Raw genomic sequence first — 18,070 nt, forward strand, 5'->3', positions numbered from 1 at the left:
GGTGTGGTTACTCCCAGCGAGGGCGAAGGATGGTTTCTGATTAGCGGGAATGGTGTGATGGGAGACAGAAAGAAGGCTAGTCGTTTAAAGGCTAAACGGATAATCTCAAAAAAGTTGTCAAATCTGACCAAATGTTGGGCGGCTGACGTCGTCAAGGTGTTGGGGAGGAAAACACGGAATCAGCGGGAGCGTTGTGTCCGTCAATGAATTGGCCTATACTAAACCTCACTTATAAGAGGGGGATTGAGAATGAGTCGATGGGTACCATTTGGTTTGGTCAGCCTAGTCTGGCTGTTAGTCATTGTGAAGAATTGTCGGCGGCACCACTATCGGCGAGCGCTATGGTGGCTAGGCTGTTGGGGGTTGAGTGCGCTAACCTGGACGCCTGTGGCCTTTTCGTTCGGCACCAACGGTGAGCTGGCCCAGATCCATACGAGTTGGTGGTCCGGTGGCGTCTGGGTCTTACGACCCTTTGACCCGGCCGATATGGACACGTCGTTTTGGCTAAACATCGTGATGACCATGCCCCAAGGAATGTTGTTACAGTTAAATTGGCCCCGACTCCGCTGGCCGCAGTGGCTCTTAGCGGGGCTGGGGACCGGGCTAGCCCTTGAAGGTGGCCAGGCTATCGGTAATGCTTTGGTTAGTCTGGGACGCTGGGTTGATATTAACGACGTCATCACGAATTTTACGGGAGTGGTTCTGGGAGCATTGCTGATGGCCTGGCTGCTTCGACGAGGGACCATTAAGCTGTCCTGACCGGATCGGTGATGGTGATTGACAAGCTTTAGCGGATAGGTCACTATAGAAGTAATGAGTGTGAAAACGGGGGAATAACCATGTTTATGACGACAGGTGGGCTAAATCGCTCACACGCAATTCAGGGCATCATCACGGCAACGGCGCACACGATGCTGACGTCGGAAAAACCGGACGAATTTGAGCGCTTCGACCCGTTGTTTGACCAGGTGAAGCAGGATTTGATGCGGCAGGCACAGGAGGCGGGCGCGGATGGTTTGATCGAAGTGCGCTTCAATACCGAGGTGGTTCAGATGAACGTAGCGCCGAAGTTCCTGGTGGTGCACGGTTATGGCACGGCAATTACCTTTCCACAGAAAAAAAGTTAAAAAAGGGGTTCCCTTTTTTAACCAGATAGTGTAAGATGTTATTTGTTGTTAAGAAATGCCCCGATGGCGGAACTGGCAGACGCGCAGCGTTCAGGTCGCTGTTTGGGAAACCAAGTACAGGTTCGAATCCTGCTCGGGGCATTGATATGACGTGAAAGGACATCTAGTGATGGATGTCCTTTTTTATTCTGTTATGAATTAAGTAGGGTTCTAAACCGGGGTCTTTGGAATGGGATAAGCATGTAGAATTTTAAATTGATTGGTGTTGGTCCAATTCACAGAATATTTTTTGTTTTTAGTCGTATATTTCCCATGTTTTCCACCAGTAACTTGCCATTCAAAGGGACCGGCACCACGAAAATAGGTTCGTACAGTTTCTCCTTTGTGAATGGTGACGTGGCCAGCGATATAGAATCCACCACGTTTGCGGTACTTAACGATGGCGGCGCGGCGAGTCTTTTTGACCTTTATCTTATATTCCTTTGGATAGTATTTTCTGATTAAATTAGGCGTTAATTTTTTAGCGTTAGTGGTTGTAGCTTGATTGATGCATATAGTTGTGCCACTAAACACTATAGTTGCAAGGACAACCATTAAAGACTTTTTAAACAATACTTCCACCTCCAAATTCAGCTTTTAAAGACATCCGTATCGGGTCTGTTTTTCGCTACTAAAGTCGAACTAATGCCTGGTTATCGCGGGGGGATAGTGCAAGCTCCCCGCGAGAGGAGCATTTTTTCTGTATTTTTTAAAGCTTATTAAGCAGAATTGAATTGCGGTGGATCTTAAAGACTAACCATTCAGATGCTGAATGGCATATTCGGCCTGAGTAGCAGTGAATTTTTCACCAGCCGATGAGGTTAATTGCTCCCTAATGGCATTATCGGACATATCCATATCTTTCTGATAAGATTTGGCCTTCTCCAAGGCATTTTTGTTCCAATCAACACCGGTAAGGTTTTTCATTGCATAGTTTACAGCTTTGTCTGGGAAATCTTCGCCGCTAGATGAAGATAATTGATCACGAACGCCTTGCTCCGACATATTCATAGTTGTGGCATAAGATTTTGCTTTATCTAAGGCGGCGCCATACTCAGCTGGTACTTCAGAGGACGAACTAGAGGAAGTAGAAGCAAGTTTACTAGTGGTATCTGTTGTGCTGGATGATGACGTGTCCGCAGAGTCGTCAGAACATGCTGCTAACGATAATCCGGTTAATAGGTAGATTGCAAATTTAATCCGAATTTTTGGACAAATTGGTCAGCATAACCTGATACGGTGTTTGCCAGTCGAGTATTTTAAGCGGTCGCTGGTTAATTTGGAGTAACGTCGTCGTTAAATCTTGAGCACTAATGTGCTCAAAACGAGTCCCCTTAGGATAAAAATAACGTAAATTCCGATTAAAGCGTTCATTACTACCACGTTCAGCTGGCGTATAAGCATGACAGTAATAGGTCTTAATACCATATTGTGATTCAAATGATACTAGCCCACTAAACTCAGTACCACGGTCCACAGTAAAACTGTGCACCGGTCCATTAAAAGTTGTTAGGAACTTAGTCAGTGCTTCATTAACACTCGCTGTCGTTCGATCTTTTAACCGGTATGCCCAAAGGAACCGTGATTTTCGATCGATTAAAGTTAATAAAACTGCCTTACTATGCCCACGAGGACCAACGACTGTATCTAGTTCAAAATCGCCGATGCGATTACGTTGATTAATCATCATGGGACGCTGTTCAATTGATCGCCCCAAAGATTGATTATATTTGGATCGTTGGTCAACGTTACGCCGTTGGCGTACGCCATGTTCAGGTAGATCATTCAAGGAGAAATCAATTCTCCCCTGATTTAGCCAATTATAAATAGATTTAGTAGCTAGTTTAAATTCGTGAGCAATCATTCCTGGTGACCAGCTTAGACGTAAATGGTTGAGAATTTTTTGCTTTAACTCATCGCTCAGCTTAGTTTTCCGACCACATCGTGATCGCTTGTATTCGGCATCTGTTTGTGCTAATTCAGCCTGATAAGGTTGACATCGAGATAATTCATAAGAAATTGTTGACGGTGATCGGTTCAGCCGAACGCCCATTTGGATATTGGACAGCCCTAGTTCACAAAAGGTTTCGATTTTAATTCGTTCGGAATAGGTTATACTAGACAAAAGATCAGCTCCTAAAAGATGGGTTTGTGGTAAACACCATTTTAAAGGAAGCTGATCTTTTTTGTCCGAACAGCGTTCGGATTAATTTTACAATCTACCTCTATTAAAATATTCATTGGAACCTCGCTCCCATGGTGAATAAGCCCAAAATAAACTTTGATCTGATAATCCTGTTCTAAGGCCTGATAATTGGCAAACTCTTTACCATGATCAACAGTAATGGATTTTACTTGGGGACCGAAGGCCCCCATAAACTTGCCAAAGGCGGTGTTTAGAGCCTTAGCCGTTCTATTAGGGGCTTTGATGGCCCATAGAAGTCGGGTCTTACGTTCTACGAATGTAACCAGACATGATCGTGACTCACTTCGACTAGAAAGCACCGTATCTACTTCCCAATGACCAAAAGCTAACCGTTGATTAACAGTTGTTGGCCGTTGTTCGACTTGAAGTCCCACTTGTAAATTTCCCACGATTTTCGCTCACTCGGTGCTGGCGGACATTCCGATTGGGTAGATCAGTCAATTTGAATGGGAGCCAGCCACGATTAAGCCAATTATAAATTGACGCAGTGCTCAAGTTATAAGCGGCCGCAACTGGTTTCTGGTGACCAGGTTAATCGTAAGTGATTGGTAATTAAAGTCGCTAATGCTGCCGTCAGCATCGAACGACGACCGCAATTCCGCCTTCTGCGATCTGCATCTTGCTGAGCTAATTCTGGATCATAAGGTTTAACCCGGTCCAACTCATAGCCCCTAATCGTAGCTTTGGCGACGCCTAAGGCGTCAGCCATTACTTGGTAAGATTTATTCCCTTCATTGACCAGTTGTGCTAGTGCGCCACGTTGAAAACGTGATAAAGTAGATGTACCCAAAGTAATCACTCCCTATATTGGTTGGAATTAGCTACTACCATTGTAAGTGATTGCTTTGGGCTTTTTAATTTCTGTTCGGATTAATTATAGAATTTGCCTAGACGGTTACGCTGGTTCTTCCCGAAAAAGACCAATTTTAGCCAAGTAACGACTGATGAGATCCTAGCAGCACTTGAACTAATTAATCAACGACCATTAAAAATACATCATCAACAGACTGCCATTGAAAGATTCCGGGCTTGTTCGGATTAAACTTGTAATTTGCCTCTTTAAAAACTTTCGGGGAAGTACCGTGAACTTTCCCCTTAGACTGGTGCGGCATGAAATCACGGTCCGGCAAGTTCAGCTCGACCATCAACGGGGCCTGTCTGTTCACCAGCTAAGTCAGAAGTACGATTTAGCAGAACGGACGGTGCGGCACTACGTTCAGTTAAATTCTAAGTAATTTAACAGTTACTTTAACGTGTAATGTTTACTGCTGCTCAGGTTTTTATCTGCCATGAAAGTTTGCTAACATAACGTCAGAAAAATAGTTTGAGGTGGTGGAAGGTATGATGATAGATAAGGATGCGCTCCAACCAACGTATAAACGGTTAGACGAACTCCTCGGCAGTGACCTGCTGTTACAATTTTATGAAGAGTTTCGGGGCTCACAGCTGAATTTACCCATGAAGCTGTATGACCGTGAGGGGGCCACTCGAGCCATTTTAAAGAATTATCCGACGATGACCATCAAGGAGCTCTCGGATCAATATGGCTATTCACAGCGGTGGGTCAAGCAAACGTTGAAACAACACGAACCAAAAAATACATAGCATAGAGGAGTCTGGGATTCAGGATGAAACAATGGCAAAAGTGGATTAGTTTAAGTTTATTATTGCTACCGTTAACGGTTGGTAGTGTGTTCACGACCACGGCACAGGCCAAGGCGACCACGACTACAGCTGCAAAGACCGTGAAGCCGAAAGCTAAACACCATTATCTATTGGTAATGGGGCACGGTGCCGGGGATGGCGGTGCGCAAGGCAACGGCACTAATGAAGCCCGATTTTTACGGCAGCACCTGTTACCGCAATTGAAAAAGTATGCTAAGCAAGTGAAGGGGAGTCGGGTAACCTTTTACAACCCCAAGCACAATATTGTCCGCGACACATTAGTGTTCCACAAGGGGTCGTATAAGATTAATAAAAAGACGACGGTGATCATGTTTCATTTAGATGCGGCCGGCGGGCATGGTGGTCATGTCATTATTCATAAGCGAAAGCCAACTGCTCGGGACAAGCGTCTTGCGAAGGTCATCAAGAAGTATGTGGGACTCAATCCGGGTTACCGGGGTTACAGCTTCCGAACGAACTTGCGGAATTGTAACGTGTTGCGGCGCCGCGGGATTGACTATAGTCTCATTGAAACGGGCTTTATTACCAATAAGCACGATATGAAACATATTCGCAAAAATATTAGTAAAATCGCGAAAGCGGACATTGAAGCGATCACAAACGAAAAGATCAAATAGGTTCGTTAACATCGGTAAAGAATGGGTGAATAAAACATGAAAAAACTTAGCTTAGTTAAGGGCTTGGCACTTTTGGGCGTCATGACGGTTACTGGAAGTCTCGGGTTGGCGCCAGTCACGGCCAGTGCCCAAGCCCGGACTACCCCCAAGGCACTACGGGGCGAATGGTTTCAAACCGCACCTGAGGTTCCGTATTATCTGAAGATCACTAAAAAGACGCTGCGGAGTACCGTCGGATTTTACGACAAGGGACGCTGGGGTTATAAACAAGACAAGGTACTACATTTGGGTAAAAAGGTAAAAGTCAATCAGACCTTTACCATTAGCAAGAAGCCGAATAAAGCTGGGTATTGGACGATTCATTTAAAACAGAAGTCAAGTTGGTCCACGGATAGAATGAAGCTTAAGCCAATCAAAAAGGGACACCAGGTTTGGTTAAGTGGGGGTTATCAACCCGTGACCAAGAGCTTCATGAAAAAAGCGTTTGGCATTAAGTCGTACCAATCTCAGATGTAAACGTCTAAAGGAAAAGTCATTAGCGAAGGAAGGTTTGCTAGGGTGCAACTAAAGAGGATCTTGGTCGCGGTCATGACGGGCTTCCTAATGCTTCCAGCAGGTAATCTGACGACCGCACGGGCAGCGAAAAAGGCCTACACGACCCCTAAAGTCTTACGAGGAACCTGGTACTTTCAATTTGAGTACCGGCTAAATCATAAAATCAGATTAGATAAGATGGTCATCACGAAGCACAGTATTCGCCATAGTGATCCCGACATGAACTTGGCGTATGGCGCTAAGCGGGTAGCTGTCTCGAAACTTAAGAGCGGCCACCATACATACTACAGTATTGCCCGTAAAGGAAAAGCTATGGGTAGTTTTAATATTCGCTCAGCGTATAAGCGAATTCAAAATAAAAAGCGCCATATTCTAATTCTCCCAACTAATGGCGGGTTTCAGGCCTACTATACGCACTTTAAACCCCATTATTCGTTCACGTACAGGGGGAACATCAACCAGGGATTCAGGGAATAATGTGATGAGACAGGAGCGGGGATTTTGAAAATAAGAAGCTTAATAGTCGGTAGTCTCGCGTTAGGGTTGTTTGGTGCGCTGGGCTCAACGGAAGCCCAAGCAAAGGCTAAATGGCATACGGGAATTCCAACCGCGTTACGGGGCAAATGGCGCACCAAGGCAATCTCCTACATGGGAGCGGATGTTCAAAAAATTCCGGTTAGTCGTCTAAGGGTGACGTTTACCAAAAAGAAAGTACATGTGTTATTGCCGAATGATCATCATTACATTACACGGCCTAAATGGCGTAAGACCGGACGTACTTACATCGTTCGTGGCCAAATTAAACATTATGGTAAAACCGGCAATCTGAAGTTTAAGTTGTTGAACGCTAAGCATCTAGCGTTTACCTGGGCAGGACAGGCCATTGTTGGCCGGGATGCGATGGGAAATCTGGTCCGGTCTTACACGCGCTATTAAAAAATGCTAATGAGGGTGGTTAATGATGAAAAAAGGCGCTAAGGCTTTATGCCTGATGGGGTTAGCAATGATTATTTGTCTCGCGTTAGCTACGGGGATTCAGGCTAGTGCTAGCGCTAGCTTGCCGAAGTCGATGCGAGGAACTTGGTATACCTATAACTCGAAAAAGCTCGGCTGGACAAAGATGAAGGTCACACGGCGGTCTATGACGCTGACGGATCGCTCAGGAGCGACTAAGTATCAGTTGGCTAAGCGGCATGCCGTGAAGTAAGATACCAAAACTAAGTTTTCGATTCTTTGGCGCCAAAATGGCGTTACGCGGACCAGCCGGGATTATTTCCAACGAACCACTAAGCGGGTTGCGGGAAAGAAACGTGCGTGCTTGAAGCAGTATTTTAATCAGTATGGCTATCAAGGACTGACGAGCAATTGGTACCGGGTAAAAGTAGCCCATAAATAGTAAATAGAGCCTGTTCCTGAGTGGGGACGGGCTTTTATTCAATGTAGATTGTTAAAATCATGCATAGTTTCTCAGCTAAGACGAGTTCAGCGGTTAGCAGCGTTGCCGCAGCTTTTTACGCTATCAACGATTGGCAGTGTCTTTCCTTGCCCTCTCCCGCACTTAGCGGGAAAATTAATCTGTTAAACATTTCGTGACGAAAGGGGAAATGACATGTCAGCAACACCTAAATTACCCCAAGCCATCAAGGTACGGGGCGCGCGGGTCAACAACTTAAAGGACCTCGACGTTGACATTCCGCTTCACAAATTTGTCGCCATTACCGGTCGGAGTGGCTCGGGGAAGTCTTCTTTGGCCATGGGCGTGCTTTACGCCGAGGGCGCGCGGCGCTACCTGAACGCGCTGTCGACCTTTACCCGGCGGCGCATCAACCAGGTCGGTAAGGCCGCAGTGGATTCCGTCGAATACTTGCCTTCGGCGCTGGCCCTGAAACAACGGCCGGCGGTTCCCGGCGTCCGCTCGACCGTGGGGACCATGTCCGAAAGCCTAAATATCCTCCGGCTGGTCTTCTCCCGGCTGGGGTCACCGGTCTGTCCCAACGGTCACCGGCTGAAGCCGACGCTCGACGTGGCGGGCAACATGGGTCATCTGACCTGCCCGGTCTGCGGCGTGCACTTCACGGCACCCGGGGCCGAAGACTTTGCGTTTAATTCCGATGGCGCCTGTCCCACCTGTGGCGGTCTAGGCGAGGTCCGGCAGTTGGACCCCGACCTGATCATTGCCGACGAGAACCAGACCTTGCGCGAGGGGGCGGTGGCCTCTTGGCACCTACCGGGACGCAACTTCATGCCGGTGGTGGCCGATGCGATCGGCATTCCCATCGACGTGCCCTACAAGGATCTTAGCGATGAGATGAAGCAACGGGTCCTGCACGGCAAGAAGGAAACGGTGTCGCTCAACATTCCCAGCAGTAAGGGTAAAATCTTTCACATGGATAACGCCGTCTACGAAAACGCCTTTGCGGCGGTCGAGGACAGCGTGAAGACCACCAAGAACGAGCGGACGATTGCCAAGCTTAACAAGTTTTACACCTTCTCAACCTGTCCGACCTGTCACGGCACGCGTTTGAAGCCAGAACTCCTGCAGCAGACCATTAATGACCGCAATATTGCCGAACTCTGTGACCTCCCGTTAAGCGACTTAACGCAGTTTGCGGACACCATCGTGGCTGGGTTACCCGCTGCGATGCACGAGATGGGCACTAGTTTGGTCAGCGAACTCAAAGATAGCCTACAACCGCTATTTGACCTGGGGCTCGACTATCTGACGTTAAGTCGCCCGGGCGCAACGTTATCGACCGGGGAACTCCAACGGATTCAGTTGGGGCGGACCCTGCGCAGTGCAACGACCGGCGTGCTTTACGTATTGGACGAACCCTCGGTGGGGCTGCACCCGGCGAACGTGACCGGGTTGATCAAGACCTTCCGCGGTTTGGTGGCCCAGGGCAATTCCGTGGTAGTCGTGGACCACGACCCACGGATCATCGCCGCGGCCGACGACGTGCTGGAGATTGGTCCGGGCGCCGGCAAACTGGGCGGCACCGTGGTCGATCACGGGACCGTTGCGCAGGTGGCTCACAGTCCTAAGTCGTTGATTGCGCCGTTTCTAACGGGGCAGGCGCCCTTACGGCAGCGGCCGCAGGTGCCCGCCGAACAACTCTGGGCCAAGGGGGCCATCGGGCTGGAGGTCCAACACCGCTTTAACATCGACGACGTGACGGCCAAGCTGCCTAAGAACCGCCTGACCACGGTCACGGGGATGAGCGGGGCCGGCAAGACCACCTTAGTGTTGGACAGTCTAATTCCGGCCATCAAGGCTCAGGTGGCCAAGACGCCGTTGCCGAAACACGTTAAGCAGTTGGAACGCAACGGGGTGCGGCACGTGGTCGTGGTCGATTCCGTACCAGTGGGCAAGAACGTCCGCTCCACGGTGGCGACCTACACCGATATTTTGACCCATCTCCGGAAACTCTTTGCGGCGACCCCGGCGGCCCAAGCCAAGGGCTACACCGCCAGCCGGTTTTCCTATAACGTGGCGGCGGGGGCCTGCCCGGTCTGCAACGGGACCGGGCAAATCTCGTTAGACGTCCAGTATTTGCCGGATATCACCCAGGTCTGCCCACAGTGTCAGGGGAAACGGTATAACCGCGAAACGCTGGCCATCAAGTGGCACGACTACAGCATTGCCGATATCCTGGCGCTCTCCGTCGACGAAGCGTTACTGGTCTTTGCGACCGAGAAGGGCATCGAACAAACGCTACAGACGCTCCATGATATGGGGCTGGGTTACCTGCTATTGGGTGAAAGTACGCCGTTACTCTCCGGTGGGGAGGCCCAACGGTTGAAATTAACTTCACGGTTGGGCAAACGCCAAACCGGTACGTTGTTTGTCTTCGACGAACCCACGGTGGGCTTACACCCCTTAGACATTCAACAACTGATCCGAGTCTTCGATCAACTGCTACAACAGGGCGCCACGGTGCTGGCCATCGAGCACGATTTGGAGTTGATTGCTAACGCTGATTACGTGATCGACATGGGTCCCGGCGGTGGTCGACTGGGCGGTCAACTGGTCGCCACGGGGACGCCGCAAGCCGTGAGTGCTAACCCGCAGAGTGTGACCGGACAGTATCTGAAACGGGCCTTTGATCAGGCCGTGTTTCAACCCTAGTTCGGTAAAACTTTAAAAAAGACCGCTCAAAACTCCAGCACCAGAAGTGCTAGAGTTTTGAGCGGCCTTTTTGGCAGGAACGTTTCAACAAAAAAGTGTCGTGGCAATCGCCACGGCACTTTGAGTATTCGCTAGTTAATTTCCTTAGACACGGTATACTTCTGGGACGTCTTGATGTTGGCGTCGCTAAGCTTTTGGTCCGCCAAGAAGATGTCGAAGGACGGTTCTCCCTTTTGGCTCTTCACCACGAGGACGTGTCCTGAGTCCAGGTGCCGGTCCCGATAGATCTGCGCCGTTTGAATGGCCTCGTTATAATCGTGGAAGTTACCAATAGAATCGCCGGGATTGAAAAGTACCACTTCATCCATCACAATCATTCCTTTCAGGATCAGTTACTGGTTTTATTATACCGCAGTTCCCATGAAAACGATATCAATTTACAAATTTGCGTCCATGGTAAATGATAGCGCGGATTGCTCGGCGTTGGCCTGGACCAACCGCCCAATTTGCGTCTGGAGAGCGGCCATAAAGGCCGTGGCAGTCGCAGCGTTAAAGGTCCCGAGGTCGTGGGCGGACGGGGAAACCAGTTGGTCCCCCGCGGTGACCCGTTGGAAACCTTGGCTTTGACTGGCTTTCAGAAAATCGTCCAGTAACGCGCGGTTTTGGTGGTAGTGGGCCTCACTGAGTACCTCTAACAGCTTGGCCTGCCAGCAAGGGTTGGTGGCACTATAGGTGGGGTTAGCCGCCGCGTAGGCTGGGGCTAGTTGGTCACCGGCCGCAAAGAACGGGACGTAAGGATTGAAGGCCGGGTTACCGAAGGCCTGCCAAATGATCCCGGCCCGTTGGGGTGTGACGTCGCGCCGAAGCTGGAGAATGTGACTATTTTCGGTGCGGGCCAGGCCCACTGCCCGGAACTTGGTTTTGTCGGCGGGGCTCCCGGTGCCCAACGGATCATAAGGGGTGGCGGTGTAGTGGGAGCCTAAAATGGCGGCCACGTCATCCAGTCCAATCTTCCGTTCGGCGTGTTGGATGAAGGGCAGGTCCATGCTGGTGGGTTCCTCAAAGGCACTGGGGGTCAGCAAATGATGGCCGAACCAGACCCGGGGGGTATTGTAGTGGGCGTCTTGATCGCTGTGAGTCCCGAAGATGTGCCGGGAGTTGAAGCGACCACCGTCCGGGTTCAGCCGGTGGCTCTGGACGAATTGCCGCAAATTGGGCGAAGTCAGAAAATTGGGGCTGTCGAAATCGACGTCTTCGATGGCGAGTTGGTTGGCCACCACCGCGTAGGCGTCGTCGGGAATGCGTTGGGCCACCCAGTGATGCCCACTGAGAATTTCCATGTACCAGACGTCGTCGAGGTCACTAAACAAGACCCCGTTGGTTTCCGCGGCCCCCTGTGTGCTGACCAGGTGTCCCAGGCGTTGAATACCGGCCTTGGCGGAGTCGACGTAGGGGAGCACCACCGTTAACATGGCGTCTTCGGCGAGACCGTCAGGGACCAGAGGATCGACGCCCAGGACCCGACTGTTGGTGTAGGCACTTTCGGTGGCGCTCATGGCCACCTGATGGCCGTTGATGCCGCTTTCGCCGTAATCACCCGCACTGGGGTCACTATCGGGAACGGCGGTGTACTGTGCGGCCGCTGCGGGGAGGGTGGTGGTAAATTGGTTATTTTTAGAGACGAAGTGCAGGTTGCGGGCTTCGTTTTTCGGGTGTACCAGGGTCCGCTTGGGCCAGATGGCCACCGAGTTATCTTCGTTGCGGGCGATGAGGGTGCTGCCATCGAGGGTGGCGAGCTTCCCGGCTAGAAATGAGGTGCAGGCTTGATGCGTTTGACGGGTCACAAGAATTCCTCCTGACAAGGGTGGCGGCACTGCCGGTTGACCGGATGATCGCTACTAGCATTAGCAGTGACCGCTGCTTAAAGTTAATCCTAATATAGCACATTTTCTAATCGGAACATATTTTCGCAGTTTTAGGGCTAAATTTGCTAAAATAGAGGTTGAATTGACAGAAAGGACGGCAGAATAATGGTAGAACACGTAGCAGAGCATCAACATTCGCTGGCCCGTGAATTGGAATGCGTTTCTGGGGTGCCAATTTTTCAACAACTGGCTCAGCCGCAGTTGACCTCGGTCGCTGAGGTGACCCGGCCGATTCACGCGAAGAAGGGGCAGACCGTTTTCCGGCCCGAAGAGGTGTCCCAGACGTTGTACATCGTCAACACCGGGCAAGTCCGACTGTACCACTTGGCTGATGATGGTAAGGAACGGGTCTTACGGGTACTAAACCCGGGCGACTTCATCGGTGAGATTGCCCTATTTACGGATGAAATTCACAGTAACTACGCCGAGGCCACCCAGACCACGGAACTCTGCACGATTTCTCGTGACGCCCTGACCGACTTGGTCCGGCGGCTGCCGCCCCTGGCCCTAGCCTTGCTTAGTGCTCTGGCGGTCCGGCTGAAAAGTGCCGAACACCAGGCGACCTTACTGGCAATTCCCGATGCGTTGCCCCGTTTAGCCGGATACCTGGTGGATCTTAGTCAGGGTAAGGCCACGACGGTGACGCTGCCGATGAGTAAGCAGGACCTAGCCGCGTATCTGGGGATGACGCCGGAGTCACTCAGTCGTAAGCTCAAGCAGTTAGTTACGGCCGGCGCCATCATCACCAGTGGCCGGCGCTCGATTCAGGTGGTCGATGCGCCGCAATTACAGGCGGTCGCGCCGCAGTAAACGGCGCGGCGAAACTGGTCTGGAACAGTTGTTAACGGTCTGGTAAAGAATCCGTCAGATGATGGTATTCACCAATTAAATTTGCTAAAATGATGAGTGTTGTGTTTCAATAGAGGCTTAGAGTAACAACAGACAGATTAAAATCAAAAGGGGATACGCACATGTGTGGATTCGTTGGTTATGTGAACCAAAAGGATGTTCCCGCTAATACCATTAACGATATGGCGGATCGCATCAAACACCGGGGGCCCGATGACGAGGCCTACTTCAGCGATGACCAAGCTGTTATGGGGTTCCGGCGGTTGTCAATCATTGACTTAGCTCACGGGAAGCAACCGATGTACAACCGGGACCAAACCAAGGTTTTGACCTTTAATGGTGAAATCTATAACTACCAAGAAATTCGGGCCGACCTGCAGAAGTTAGGTTACGAATTCAAAACGGATGTGGATTCCGAAGTCTTGATTCACGGGTACGACGCTTGGGGTCCCAAGCTGCTCGACCGGTTACGGGGGATGTACGCCTTCGTGATTTACGACAAGACCAAAAATGAAGTGTTCGGTGCCCGCGATCACTTCGGGATTAAGCCGTTATACTACTATGATGATGGCGATACCTTCCTGTGGGGGTCTGAAATTAAGGCGTTCTTGGAACACCCGAACTTCAAGAAGGAATTCAACGAAGAACTCTTACCGATTCACCTGAGCTTTGAATTTATTCCGTCGCGCGATACCATGTTTAAGCACGTCTACAAGGTCTTACCGGGTCAATACTTCTTACACAAGGCCGGTAAGACGGAAACGCACCGGTACTTTAAGTTTAGTTATGATCACATCGACAACAGCCAAACGGTCGAAGAAGATGCCAAGAAGATTCGCGGTATCGTGGACGAATCCGTGAAGGCCCACATGATTGCCGACGTGGAAGTCGGGAGCTTCTTATCCAGTGGGATCGATTCTTCCTACGTGCTGAACGAAGCGTCCAAGCTAAAGCCAATTCAATCCTTCTCCTTAGGGTTCAAGAACTCCAAGTACAGTGAATTGAGTTGGTCCACGGAATTTGCCAAGGAAATCAAGCAGAAGAACACGCCACTGTACATGACTGGTGACGACTACTTCGATATCCTACCAACCATCATGTACTACATGGACGAACCGTTATCCAACCCGTCGGCCATGCAACTGTATTACCTGTCCAAGGGGACGCGCAAGAGCGTGAAGGTGGCCTTGTCTGGTGAAGGGGCCGACGAATTCTTCGGTGGCTACAACACCTACCTGGAAGCCATTCCGTTCGAACGTTACCAAAAGTGGGTCCCAAAGCCGATTCGGAAGGGCTTAGGTGCGATTGCCGAACGCTTGCCACGGTTCCATGGTCGCCGGTTCTTAGTCCGGGGGGCGGAGCCGTTGAGCGAACGTTACTACCGGGTTAACTACGTGTTCGATTATCACGATCGAAACAAGATCTTGAAGAACCCGAAGCTCAACCAAGACGCCGGGGCCTACACCCAACACCTCTTCGATGATGTGAAGGGCTTAGACGAAATGACGCAGATGCAATACTTCGACATCAACACCTGGTTACCTTATGACATCTTGCACAAGGCCGACCGGATGAGTATGGCGAACTCGCTGGAAGTCCGGACGCCATTGGTTGATAAGGAAGTCGCTAAGTTTGCGGCCACCATGCCAGTCAAGACACGGATTCACGCGGACGAAACCAAGATTTCTCTGCGGACGGCGGCTGAAGCGGAACTACCAGAACGGGTCGCGAAGAAGGAAAAGATGGGCTTCCCATCCCCAATCGCAACCTGGATCAAGGAAGAACCTTACAAGTCACGGATCATTGAAGCGTTCAATTCCGACGTGGCGCACAAGTTCTTCAACACGGAAGCCTTGATGGATATCTTGCACGAACACATCAACGGTAAGTCCAGTATGCAAAAGATCTTCACCATCTACACGTTTATTCTCTGGTACGAAGTGTACTTCCCAGAAGACACTACGGCCAAGACGGTGGATCTGGTGCACCGGACCCAAATCTAAATAATCGGCGACGACGTAGAGTTGCGCCACTAACGATCAAGGTTGTTATTGGACTCGTCCGCTAACAACCTTGATTTTTTGATTGATTCCGCACGGGGCTAACCGGTGAAACGCACTTTGTTTATTAGGAAAAAGTATTTTTTGAGCATAACTATCGATTCTGTTAAAGAGTTGTGGTAGGTTCGGAGTAGGACGTTCACGGCGGCTAAACCGCTGACGAATTGCCCCACGCGGGTTTCAACCTAAGCGTTGTGCTAATTAACCTAATCCGGGACTCAGCATTACCGGATCGCTGCCGTCAGTAACGACTGGTAGGCGACCGGGTTTATCCCGATAAGGGACCACGCATCAATATGATAAAAAATCAGCAACCGCAAACGTTGCATAAGTAGTTGTGAAGGGACTTTGTTTAGTTATGGAAACCAAAAACGGCGTCAAATTTACCCCAGTTTTATTGGGGAGCGACTTTAACGTTTACGGGATGGCCCGGTCGTTTTACGATCTGTACCACCAACCCGTGCAGGCCTTCGCCAGCATTCAACTGGCACCGACTCGCTACACCAAAGTCGTTAACTTGGAATTGATTCCCGGGTTCGATGAGGACCCCGTCTGGATCGAAACCATGCGCAAATTAAAGGAACGCTACGCCAACCATCCCGAACCCGTCATTTTGATTGGGTGCGGGGATGGGTACGCCGAGCTAATCAGTAAGCATAAGGCCGAGCTCGAAGACGTCTTCATCTGCCCGTACATTGATTACGATCAGTTACGCCAGTTGAACAATAAGGAGAACTTTTACAAGGTTTGTGACCAATATGGCTTGCCTTACCCGCACACGCGGATCATTACCCAGGCCGAAGCCACCAGTGGTCAACCCATCGATCAGCCGTTTGGTTACCCGGTAGCCCTCAAGCCCGCCAACAGTGTTGAATGGCTCGATGTGCATTTCGAGGGACGCAAGAAGGCCTTCCGGATTCAATCGGAGGCCGAGTTCAAGGATATCGTGGGGAAGATTTACGCTAACGGGTACACTTCGGACCTGATTTTGCAAGACTTCATCCCCGGGGATGACAGTAACATGCGGGTGCTTAACGCCTACGTGGATCAAGACCATCACGTTAAGATGATGTGTCTGGGCCACCCGCTATTGGAAGACTGTGCCCCGTCGGCCATTGGTAACTACGTGGCGATCATTCCGGAATACAACGAAACGATTTACCAGGACATTCAAAAGTTCTTGGAAGCCATCAATTTTACCGGTTACGCTAACTTTGATATGAAGTACGACTCGCGTGATCAGTCCTTCAAGTTATTTGAAATCAACTTACGGCAGGGCCGGAGCAGCTTCTTCGTCACGTTGAATGGTTACAACCTGGCCGATTGGGTGGTTAAGGACTACGTGAAGCACAGCTTAAAGGACGCCCCGACCGTTTACGGCAACCAAGACGAGACCCAACACGCCTTATGGCTCGGGGTACCCGTCAAGGTCTTTAAACAATATACCCGAGAGAATGCGGATAAGGAACGCGCCTTGAAGTTGATTGCGGCGGGCCACTACGGGACGACTTACCGGTACGATCAGGATATGAATCTGAAGCGGTGGGCCTTGATTAAGTGGATGGAACACAACTACACGGTTAACTTCAAGAAGTACTTTGCGGAAAATAAGGGGTAAGACTTATGCAAAAATTCTTTACGATTATTGGCGGCATGGGCACCATGGCCACCGAAAGTTACCTGCACCAGTTGAACTTACGGACACCAGCGCACGCTGATCAGGAGTATTTGAATTACATCTTGGTAAATCACGCGACGGTACCAGACCGGACCACCTACATTCTGGACCACACCCAGGAGAGCCCGTTGCCCAGTTTATTGGAGGATATCCGGCAACAGAGCTTGTTGAAACCGGAATTCTTCACCTTGCCGTGCAACACGGCGCACTATTTCTTTGATGACTTACAGGCGGCGACGGACGTGCCCATCCTGCACATGCCACGTGAAACGGTCAAGGAGATTCAACGCCAATATCCGGCAGCTCAGCGCATCGGGATTACCGGAACGCGGGGAACCATCGCCGATAAGATTTACGAAGATGAGTTGAACCGTGCGGGCTTGACGCCGGTCTTGCCCACGGCGGCCATTGAAAAGCAGACCATGGAACTGATTTACGACGATATCAAAGAAAATAATACGGTGGATGCGGCCTTATTTCACAATATCGTCCGGCAGATGGTTGAGGATCAACACGCCGATGTGGTGATCCTCGGCTGTACGGAGTTGTCCTTAGCCAACGAACGAGAACCGGAAACCAAGTATCCGGTGGCCGACGGGCAGTCCATCTTGGTGGACCGAACATTGGAAAAGGCACTTGAATTACAGAAAAAATAAGAATTCAAAAAGCGTCGCCAGGGAGGTTGAACTCTCTGACGACGCTTTTGGTTGTTCTAGGAAACGGGCGGGTCTTCCGTGACCACGTTACTTAAAGGCCAGCGTTAAACCCAGTCCGGCGGTAATCAAGCCAACGACCCCCATGATAAAGTACACCAGATGGGTTTGATCCCGTTCCATTTTGCGACCGAAGCTAATTTCAATTAACGCGATGGTCCCGATCCCCAAGGCAAACTTTAGACTCACTAAGAATGGATTGTGGCCAAAAGTGCGAATACTGAGGACTACGCCACTGATAATCATGATTAAGTAAGCACAGCGCGCCAGTAAGAGAAATTGGGTGACGCGCTTTTCGGCATGTCGCGTTAAGCCGAGCAGTACGGACAGCGTCAGCACGACCCAAGTCCAAAAGTGTAGGGCTAACCACATACAATCGCTTCCTTCCCCCAAACGTTTAACTTTAGCCTACCATACCTGAGTCCTACCGCGGCATTAATTTAACCACTGATAACTAAAAATTAAGTTATGCGTGATCATTAGGGCTGT

Annotated in this window: 20 protein-coding genes, 1 tRNA gene and 2 pseudogenes; 16 read left to right on the forward strand and 7 right to left on the reverse strand. The window is 50.2% G+C overall.

The window, feature by feature from the left end:
- The first annotated feature begins 249 nt into the window (after positions 1-249).
- The 3 genes from RI501_RS05670 to RI501_RS05680 all read left to right on the forward strand — a co-directional run bounded on the left by RI501_RS05670 (position 250) and on the right by RI501_RS05680 (position 1,268).
- On the forward strand, positions 250-759 hold the full coding sequence (locus tag RI501_RS05670) for a VanZ family protein (protein WP_313820725.1): 510 nt from the start codon (positions 250-252) through the stop codon (positions 757-759).
- An 80-nt stretch (positions 760-839) separates the two neighbouring features.
- A complete protein-coding gene (locus RI501_RS05675; RefSeq protein WP_313820726.1) occupies positions 840-1,127 on the forward strand; it encodes a heavy metal-binding domain-containing protein in 288 nt (95 codons plus the stop codon).
- Positions 1,128-1,184: 57 nt separating this feature from the next.
- A tRNA-Leu gene (locus RI501_RS05680) sits at positions 1,185-1,268 on the forward strand.
- Positions 1,269-1,337: 69 nt separating this feature from the next.
- Here the strand turns inward: RI501_RS05680 and RI501_RS05685 are convergent.
- From RI501_RS05685 to RI501_RS05700, 4 genes and pseudogenes are all read right to left on the reverse strand, one after another.
- Positions 1,338-1,739 (reverse strand): hypothetical protein, encoded by a 402-nt coding sequence (locus RI501_RS05685; RefSeq protein WP_313820727.1) that lies wholly within the window; start codon positions 1,737-1,739, stop codon positions 1,338-1,340.
- A 180-nt stretch (positions 1,740-1,919) separates the two neighbouring features.
- Complete coding sequence (locus RI501_RS05690) at positions 1,920-2,384, reverse strand: Ltp family lipoprotein (RefSeq protein WP_313823156.1); 465 nt, start codon at positions 2,382-2,384, stop codon at positions 1,920-1,922.
- Positions 2,362-3,291 carry an IS30-like element ISLpl1 family transposase gene (locus RI501_RS05695; RefSeq protein ID WP_313819825.1) on the reverse strand — a complete coding sequence of 310 codons (930 nt, stop codon included), beginning with the start codon at positions 3,289-3,291 and terminating at the stop codon, positions 2,362-2,364. The genes RI501_RS05690 and RI501_RS05695 overlap by 23 nt, the downstream gene beginning before the upstream one ends.
- A gap of 99 nt (positions 3,292-3,390) precedes the next feature.
- Positions 3,391-4,162, reverse strand: a pseudogene (locus RI501_RS05700) (IS30 family transposase); the annotation flags it as partial.
- Positions 4,163-4,261: 99 nt separating this feature from the next.
- Between RI501_RS05700 and RI501_RS05705 the strand changes: the two are divergent.
- The 9 genes and pseudogenes from RI501_RS05705 to RI501_RS05745 form a co-directional block, all read left to right on the forward strand.
- Positions 4,262-4,414, forward strand: a pseudogene (locus tag RI501_RS05705) (IS30 family transposase); the annotation flags it as partial.
- Between the two features lie 40 nt (positions 4,415-4,454).
- Positions 4,455-4,607 (forward strand): hypothetical protein, encoded by a 153-nt coding sequence (locus tag RI501_RS05710; protein ID WP_313820728.1) that lies wholly within the window; start codon positions 4,455-4,457, stop codon positions 4,605-4,607.
- A gap of 106 nt (positions 4,608-4,713) precedes the next feature.
- On the forward strand, positions 4,714-4,977 hold the full coding sequence (locus tag RI501_RS05715; protein WP_313820729.1) for a hypothetical protein: 264 nt from the start codon (positions 4,714-4,716) through the stop codon (positions 4,975-4,977).
- A gap of 23 nt (positions 4,978-5,000) precedes the next feature.
- The gene (locus RI501_RS05720; RefSeq protein ID WP_313820730.1) at positions 5,001-5,675 is read left to right on the forward strand and encodes an N-acetylmuramoyl-L-alanine amidase; all 675 of its coding nucleotides are present in this window, start codon (positions 5,001-5,003) and stop codon (positions 5,673-5,675) included.
- Positions 5,676-5,711: 36 nt separating this feature from the next.
- The gene (locus RI501_RS05725; RefSeq protein WP_313820731.1) at positions 5,712-6,191 is read left to right on the forward strand and encodes a hypothetical protein; all 480 of its coding nucleotides are present in this window, start codon (positions 5,712-5,714) and stop codon (positions 6,189-6,191) included.
- Between the two features lie 42 nt (positions 6,192-6,233).
- The gene (locus RI501_RS05730; RefSeq protein ID WP_313820732.1) at positions 6,234-6,707 is read left to right on the forward strand and encodes a hypothetical protein; all 474 of its coding nucleotides are present in this window, start codon (positions 6,234-6,236) and stop codon (positions 6,705-6,707) included.
- 24 nt (positions 6,708-6,731) lie between these two features.
- A complete protein-coding gene (locus RI501_RS05735; protein WP_313820733.1) occupies positions 6,732-7,166 on the forward strand; it encodes a hypothetical protein in 435 nt (144 codons plus the stop codon).
- 22 nt (positions 7,167-7,188) lie between these two features.
- On the forward strand, positions 7,189-7,437 hold the full coding sequence (locus RI501_RS05740; RefSeq protein ID WP_313820734.1) for a hypothetical protein: 249 nt from the start codon (positions 7,189-7,191) through the stop codon (positions 7,435-7,437).
- A gap of 402 nt (positions 7,438-7,839) precedes the next feature.
- Positions 7,840-10,356 carry an excinuclease ABC subunit UvrA gene (locus RI501_RS05745; protein ID WP_313820735.1) on the forward strand — a complete coding sequence of 839 codons (2,517 nt, stop codon included), beginning with the start codon at positions 7,840-7,842 and terminating at the stop codon, positions 10,354-10,356.
- A 131-nt stretch (positions 10,357-10,487) separates the two neighbouring features.
- Here RI501_RS05745 and RI501_RS05750 read toward each other — a convergent pair whose 3' ends face one another.
- Entirely contained in the window at positions 10,488-10,724 is a 237-nt protein-coding gene (locus tag RI501_RS05750) for a hypothetical protein (RefSeq protein ID WP_313820736.1), read from the reverse strand.
- A 69-nt stretch (positions 10,725-10,793) separates the two neighbouring features.
- The gene (locus tag RI501_RS05755) at positions 10,794-12,200 is read right to left on the reverse strand and encodes a C69 family dipeptidase (RefSeq protein WP_313820737.1); all 1,407 of its coding nucleotides are present in this window, start codon (positions 12,198-12,200) and stop codon (positions 10,794-10,796) included.
- Between the two features lie 186 nt (positions 12,201-12,386).
- Between RI501_RS05755 and RI501_RS05760 the strand changes: the two genes are divergently transcribed.
- The 4 genes from RI501_RS05760 to RI501_RS05775 all read left to right on the forward strand — a co-directional run bounded on the left by RI501_RS05760 (position 12,387) and on the right by RI501_RS05775 (position 17,524).
- Positions 12,387-13,091, forward strand: coding sequence for a Crp/Fnr family transcriptional regulator (locus RI501_RS05760; RefSeq protein ID WP_313820738.1), 705 nt, complete (start codon positions 12,387-12,389; stop codon positions 13,089-13,091).
- 161 nt (positions 13,092-13,252) lie between these two features.
- Positions 13,253-15,133 (forward strand): asparagine synthase (glutamine-hydrolyzing), encoded by a 1,881-nt coding sequence (gene asnB / locus RI501_RS05765; RefSeq protein WP_313820739.1) that lies wholly within the window; start codon positions 13,253-13,255, stop codon positions 15,131-15,133.
- Positions 15,134-15,548: 415 nt separating this feature from the next.
- Positions 15,549-16,808, forward strand: a complete 1,260-nt coding sequence (locus RI501_RS05770) for a carboxylate--amine ligase (protein WP_313820740.1) — start codon at positions 15,549-15,551, stop codon at positions 16,806-16,808.
- Positions 16,809-16,813: 5 nt separating this feature from the next.
- On the forward strand, positions 16,814-17,524 hold the full coding sequence (locus RI501_RS05775) for an aspartate/glutamate racemase family protein (protein WP_313820741.1): 711 nt from the start codon (positions 16,814-16,816) through the stop codon (positions 17,522-17,524).
- A gap of 87 nt (positions 17,525-17,611) precedes the next feature.
- Here RI501_RS05775 and RI501_RS05780 read toward each other — a convergent pair whose 3' ends face one another.
- Positions 17,612-17,953 (reverse strand): DUF1516 family protein, encoded by a 342-nt coding sequence (locus RI501_RS05780; RefSeq protein ID WP_313820742.1) that lies wholly within the window; start codon positions 17,951-17,953, stop codon positions 17,612-17,614.
- Positions 17,954-18,070: the final 117 nt, after the last annotated feature.

The sequence above is a fragment of the Levilactobacillus zymae genome (genome assembly GCF_032190635.1).
Taxonomy (GTDB): Bacteria; Bacillota; Bacilli; order Lactobacillales; family Lactobacillaceae; genus Levilactobacillus; species Levilactobacillus zymae_A.

Coding starts and splice junctions, on each gene's coding strand:
- RI501_RS05670 (WP_313820725.1), top strand. CDS start 250: ATGAGTCGATGGGTACCATTTGGTTTGGTCAGCCTAGTCTGGCTGTTA.
- RI501_RS05675 (WP_313820726.1), top strand. CDS start 840: ATGTTTATGACGACAGGTGGGCTAAATCGCTCACACGCAATTCAGGGC.
- RI501_RS05715 (WP_313820729.1), top strand. CDS start 4,714: ATGATGATAGATAAGGATGCGCTCCAACCAACGTATAAACGGTTAGAC.
- RI501_RS05720 (WP_313820730.1), top strand. CDS start 5,001: ATGAAACAATGGCAAAAGTGGATTAGTTTAAGTTTATTATTGCTACCG.
- RI501_RS05725 (WP_313820731.1), top strand. CDS start 5,712: ATGAAAAAACTTAGCTTAGTTAAGGGCTTGGCACTTTTGGGCGTCATG.
- RI501_RS05740 (WP_313820734.1), top strand. CDS start 7,189: ATGATGAAAAAAGGCGCTAAGGCTTTATGCCTGATGGGGTTAGCAATG.
- RI501_RS05745 (WP_313820735.1), top strand. CDS start 7,840: ATGTCAGCAACACCTAAATTACCCCAAGCCATCAAGGTACGGGGCGCG.
- RI501_RS05750 (WP_313820736.1), bottom strand. CDS start 10,724: ATGGATGAAGTGGTACTTTTCAATCCCGGCGATTCTATTGGTAACTTC.
- RI501_RS05760 (WP_313820738.1), top strand. CDS start 12,387: ATGGTAGAACACGTAGCAGAGCATCAACATTCGCTGGCCCGTGAATTG.
- asnB (WP_313820739.1), top strand. CDS start 13,253: ATGTGTGGATTCGTTGGTTATGTGAACCAAAAGGATGTTCCCGCTAAT.
- RI501_RS05770 (WP_313820740.1), top strand. CDS start 15,549: ATGGAAACCAAAAACGGCGTCAAATTTACCCCAGTTTTATTGGGGAGC.
- RI501_RS05775 (WP_313820741.1), top strand. CDS start 16,814: ATGCAAAAATTCTTTACGATTATTGGCGGCATGGGCACCATGGCCACC.
- RI501_RS05780 (WP_313820742.1), bottom strand. CDS start 17,953: ATGTGGTTAGCCCTACACTTTTGGACTTGGGTCGTGCTGACGCTGTCC.